This window comes from Myxococcus xanthus (genome assembly GCF_013116825.1).
Lineage (GTDB): Bacteria > Myxococcota > Myxococcia > Myxococcales > Myxococcaceae > Myxococcus > Myxococcus xanthus_B.
This window is the reverse complement of record NZ_JABFNS010000254.1, coordinates 1-4,673: the sequence shown is the minus strand read 5'-3', so window position 1 is coordinate 4,673 and position 4,673 is coordinate 1. Positions and strand designations below refer to the sequence as shown.

The 4,673-nt window shown below is 70.0% G+C and carries 4 protein-coding genes and 1 pseudogene; all 5 read right to left on the bottom strand.

Annotated elements, in window-relative coordinates; genetic code table 11:
• Positions 1-467: pseudogene (locus tag HNV26_RS36875) on the bottom strand (hypothetical protein); the annotation flags it as partial.
• Positions 455-601, bottom strand: coding sequence for a hypothetical protein (locus HNV26_RS36870; RefSeq protein WP_171445531.1), 147 nt, complete (start codon positions 599-601; stop codon positions 455-457). The pseudogene HNV26_RS36875 and the gene HNV26_RS36870, both read right to left, overlap by 13 nt.
• A gap of 32 nt (positions 602-633) precedes the next feature.
• A complete protein-coding gene (locus HNV26_RS36865) occupies positions 634-3,732 on the bottom strand; it encodes an outer membrane protein assembly factor BamB family protein (protein WP_171445532.1) in 3,099 nt (1,032 codons plus the stop codon).
• A gap of 11 nt (positions 3,733-3,743) precedes the next feature.
• Positions 3,744-4,271, bottom strand: a complete 528-nt coding sequence (locus HNV26_RS36860; RefSeq protein WP_171445533.1) for a hypothetical protein — start codon at positions 4,269-4,271, stop codon at positions 3,744-3,746.
• The gene (locus HNV26_RS36855; RefSeq protein ID WP_011553743.1) at positions 4,271-4,567 is read right to left on the bottom strand and encodes a PqqD family protein; all 297 of its coding nucleotides are present in this window, start codon (positions 4,565-4,567) and stop codon (positions 4,271-4,273) included. Before HNV26_RS36855 ends, HNV26_RS36860 begins: the two co-directional genes overlap by 1 nt.
• Between the last annotated feature and the right edge of the window lie 106 nt (positions 4,568-4,673).

The window sequence follows — 4,673 nt, the reverse complement described above, 5'->3', positions numbered from 1 at the left end:
GCCCCCGAGTGCCCCGTGAAGAGCGCGGCCCGGCCCTGGTGCGCCACCGCCACGCCATGCACCAACAGCCCGCCACGCCGAGCCAGCGCCCGGGCAAGCATCACCTTCAGCACCGTCTCCACGGGAAACCGCCCCTGCCCCTCCACGTGGGCCTGGCGGCCGTCGGCGGAAAGCGTCGCGTCGTAGTCTTCGCCGGCCAGGCGCAGCGCGCCGTCCTCTCCGCGGAGGACCCGTGGCAGCTCGCGAATGACGGGAGCAGGACGCGCCTGGGCGGGGGCCTCGGCCACGAGCCGAGCCACCTCACTGCCCTGTCGCCTTGGGGACACCACGAACCGGGAGAACATGCGCCGGAGCGAGTCTCGCAGGCCCGCCTCGCCGACTTCCACAACTCCCGTCCAACCGGCGATTCGCAGCCAGAGGGCCGCGTCCGCCGCGGGGCCTTCCGGCGGAAGGCTCAGGGAATGCACTCCGACTCACCGGGGATGTTGCACTGGGAAATCTGCGCCAGCGCCACGAAGGGCTGCTCCCAGAGAATGGCCGGCGCCTCATAGGCAGGGCCGGAGTCAGGAAGGGGCGTCGTCTGGAAGGCGTCCGAAGTCATGAGGAGTGCGAGCGAGGAAGAAGGGACGTTCTTCAAGGGAAAGGAACGGGGAACGCGCAGATGCGGCCATCTTCGGAGCCCACGTGGAGGCGGCTCACTGTGTGGTCGATGGTGGGAGTTCCGATGCGCTGCGCACCACCAATCGAGACCTGACCGGAGTCGGAACCATCCAGCAACTCCAGTTGATGGACCTGCCCGTCGGAGCTGCCAACGTAGAGGCGCACGACGCCATTCCGGTTGAAGGAGAAGACGCCAGAAGGAGACGCGATCGGCGTGCTCCACCGGAGCACCGGCGGCGATTGGGCAGGCCCCGAGACGTCGTACAGCGCCACCCGGCCAGCCGCGAGACTGGCCACGAAGCCCGAGCCCTGGGGCCGCACGAAGCTGGTGAAGGCAGGCGTGTTCGGCGCCGGGCGCGTGGTGACTGGCAGGCTCCACGCGAGCTGCGCCGTGGCGGCGTCCACGCCGTGCACCAAGCCATCGCTGTCCGTCACGAGAATCAGGTTGCTGTACGCATTGCGAACCAGGCTCAGCTCCACGTCGCCCACCGAGAGCTGGGCCAGCACCTGCCCCGTCAGCGTGTTCAGCACGCGAAGCGTGTCCGGCGAGCCCGCGTGCGCGCGCGTCGCCACGAAGAGCCGGTTGGTGGTGTAGTCCACCACCATGCCGCCCGCCACCATGCCCAGATTCCCAGGCTGGTAGCTCCAGACCAGGGCGCCGGTGGCGGCATTCAGGGCCACCACCCGGTTGCGCGAAGCGTCCGCCAGCCGCGTGGCGAAGAAGACGAGGTCGCGGTTGGGGTGCGCGGCCCGGTATGCGGCATTCGCGTAGTCGAAGAGCTGCGTGACCGGGAACGACTGGATGGTGCCAATGGGCTGGCCACCATTGTCCCATCGCCACAGCAGCTGGCCGGTGGCGGCGTTGAGCGCGCTGGCCACCCCACCCTGGTCCCCCACGAGGATGTACTGCCCGGACAGGCCATGCAGCGGCACCACCGGGAAGCGGCTTCCAATGAGGCCCGCCAGCGGGCGAGGCCGCCACCGCTCCGCGCCATCCGCCGACGGGTTGGTGACCTGCGTGAGGTTGGCGACGACAGAGTCGTTGAAGGCGCTGAAGATGCCCGTGCCCAGCTCGGTGATGGGCTGCTGCGAGGCATTCAGGCCCACCGAGTAGCACCACAGCGGCGCCGCGCCCACGCGAGCACGAGGCGTGGCCACCAGGGCCTGCGACGTCGGCTGGTTGCCCGGCGAGTACCACCGCAGGTCATCCGAGTTGAAGACGCGGTAGTAGTACGTGGTGCCGTTGGTGACGGACGTATCGGTGAACGTCGTGGTGGCGCCCACGTCGTCCGCGTACACCACCTGGGCGTTGCCCAGAGAGGCCCCCGCCGCGTAGGTCAGCCCCTGCGTCGGAGAGAGGTTGGGTGGCGCGCCCTCCGCGCGCAGAATCAACGCGCCCCCGTGCACCGCCGGGTTGTCCCAGGTGAGCGTCACGCTGCCATCGCGCGCCACGCCCGTGAGGCGGTTGACGTCGGGAACGGTGCCCTGCACCAGCGTCATCGGGGTGTCGATGCGAATCTGCGGCCCGCCGTAGTCATCGATGAGGTGGAAGCGATGACGGAACGTGGTGGGCCCGGTCAGCGACACGCCGGCCCCGAAGTTGGAATACACCACCGTGAAGGAGCGCTCGCCGTTGACCGGGATGCCCGTGGCGTTCGTCGACTCCCAGGTGATGCCCGTGGTGGCGCTGTTGGACGCCATGCGCCACCCGGTGGGCGTCTGCAGCACGCCGCCGACCGTGAAGTAGTTGGGCGCGGGCCGCAGCAGCCGGACCTCATGCAGCGGCATGGGGCCCCGGTTCTGGATGGTGTAGATGACGGACCGGTTCGTGGAGTTGGCGGCCACCGCGCTGATGTTCGTCCGCACGCGGTGCTGCACGATGCGCCCCTGGTTCGAGTCCACCAGGTTCGACGTCACGGAGGCGCCGTTGCGCGTGGCATCCACCTGCCCCCGGAACCGGTAGTTCGCGAACGGGGCTCCCGTGAGCTGGTACGTCCAGACGAAGTGCGCGGAGGCGCCCGGGTCCAGCCGGGGAACGCTCGCGCTCCCAGGCCCCGACACGAGCGCCGCGGCCGCCGTGCCCTGGAACACGGGCGCGCGCGGCGTCACGTTCAGGAACGTGTCCGTCGAGGACGGGTTGGTCACCGTGAGCCGCACGCGCACCGTCTCGTTGTTGAACGCGTCATCGGTGTCCACGTCCATGGCCACCGGGAGCGCCCCCACGTTGACCATCCGCGCGTCCATCGCGGGCGACACGGTGTTGCCGTTCCCGCTGACGCCCCGCACCCGCGCCACCAGCGTTCCGGCCGAGCCCGTCCGCACTCTCGCGGAATAGACGCCCGCGTTCCGGCTGGCGATGTTCATGCGGAACGGCGCCGGCTCGGTGTCCACCACCTGGAAGGTGACGGCGCCCGCGCCCGTGGAGGGGCCCTCCACCGTGGTGTTGTTGTGGTTCGTGCCCGTCCGGTTCTCCACCACCATCCGCGCGTCGATGTCGCCGCCAACCCCCATCACCCGAGGACGCACATCCACCGTGGTGTACAGGCCGGAGCGACTCCAGCTCGCGGCCGGGGTCGTCACCGACGTGGCGAAGTCGCCGCCCGCGCACGTGTCACGGGCGAACGTCTGATTCGCGACGAAGCGCTCGTTGTTCTGGTCGTTGTTCGAAGTCGGCGGAACCACGCGAAGGACGAACCGGGCTGACTCGTCCTGGCCCAGGCCGTAGTCGCCGCTGCCATTGCAGGAGTCCTGATTGTAGAAGATGACCCACCGCTCGCTGGCGATGTAGTCCACCGTCCATCCCGGGGGCGGGATGGACGCGAGCGGGATGTAGCCGCTGGGCAGCGCGAACCACACCTCGTTGATGCGCCGGAAGAGCGGCGACCCACTGGAGGTGTTGTTGCGGACATCGACCGTCAGCTCGGACGCTTCGTCCATCACCACCCGCGCGCGGGTGTCCCCACCCTGCGGCTGCGTGGTCAAGACGGCGGTCGGGGTCATCGACTGCGCCCACCCCAGCGAAGGCGCCAGGAGCGCGGCGGCGGCGACGAGGGAGGCGGAGAATGGACGCATGAAAGGAGCCCTCACGGATCCAGGGTGAAGGAAGCCGCCGTCAGCGGCGCCCCATCGAGGAAGAACCGGGCCTGCCACGTCCCGCTCATGCCGGACGTCGCCACGGCGGTGCCTGCCACGGGCAGGGAGAAGCGCACCGTGCGCGACTCGTCCACGCGTGAATCCACTTCCGCCGACCGCCGCTCATACGGCAGCCCGGAAGGCGGCACGAACTCCACTGACACCGTATGCCGGCCACGCACGCCGCTCACCGTCAGGTCCACGTCCACCTGCGCCACGGACAGCAAGCCCCGGCTCCCCTCGCCCAGGCCAATGACGGTGGCCGAGCCCTGTGGAACCACGGGCGATGGAGGCACTTCCGGCTCCTCCACCGGAGCGGGCGGTGGCCGGGCCTCCGAACCCTCGCGCGGGGGCAACACGTCCGTGGGCGCCACCGGCTCCTGCGCCGGGGGCGCATGAACAGGGGCATGGGGCGCCACGCCTTCCGTGCACGAGGCCAGCATCACCGCCGCCGCCAGGAGCGCCAAACGCGTCCGCATCACCGCGCCTCCTCCAACTCGTCGATGAGCCCCAGCCGCGTCAGCTCCGAGAAGAACTTGAGCGTGTCGGTCAACACCTGCTCCACGTCCCATCCGTGACGCTGGGCCACCTGCTCCACCAGGGCCCGCGCCGTGCGCGTCCCGTCGCACAGCTCCCAGATTTCAATGGCCGTTCCGTTGAGCCCACGCAGGGTGTTGCCCTCGGCATCCAGGACGATGAAGTCCGAACCGAAGCGCTGGCCGGAGACGCCCTCGCGCCAGCGCGGCGCATGGTCCGCCGCGAAGTCCGTGCTCATCGCGCACCTCCCCGGCCCAGCAACGCAGCCATGCGCCACTTCACGGCCACCCGCAGCCGCCCCAGCCACCGGGGCCCCCGGTCCCACCCCGCCTCCAGGATGACGC

Bases quoted from the DNA above. Each gene is read 5' to 3' on its own strand.
- HNV26_RS36855 (WP_011553743.1), bottom strand. From the start codon at position 4,567: ATGAGCACGGACTTCGCGGCGGACCATGCGCCGCGCTGGCGCGAGGGC.
- HNV26_RS36870 (WP_171445531.1), bottom strand. From the start codon at position 601: ATGACTTCGGACGCCTTCCAGACGACGCCCCTTCCTGACTCCGGCCCT.
- HNV26_RS36865 (WP_171445532.1), bottom strand. From the start codon at position 3,732: ATGCGTCCATTCTCCGCCTCCCTCGTCGCCGCCGCCGCGCTCCTGGCG.
- HNV26_RS36860 (WP_171445533.1), bottom strand. From the start codon at position 4,271: ATGCGGACGCGTTTGGCGCTCCTGGCGGCGGCGGTGATGCTGGCCTCG.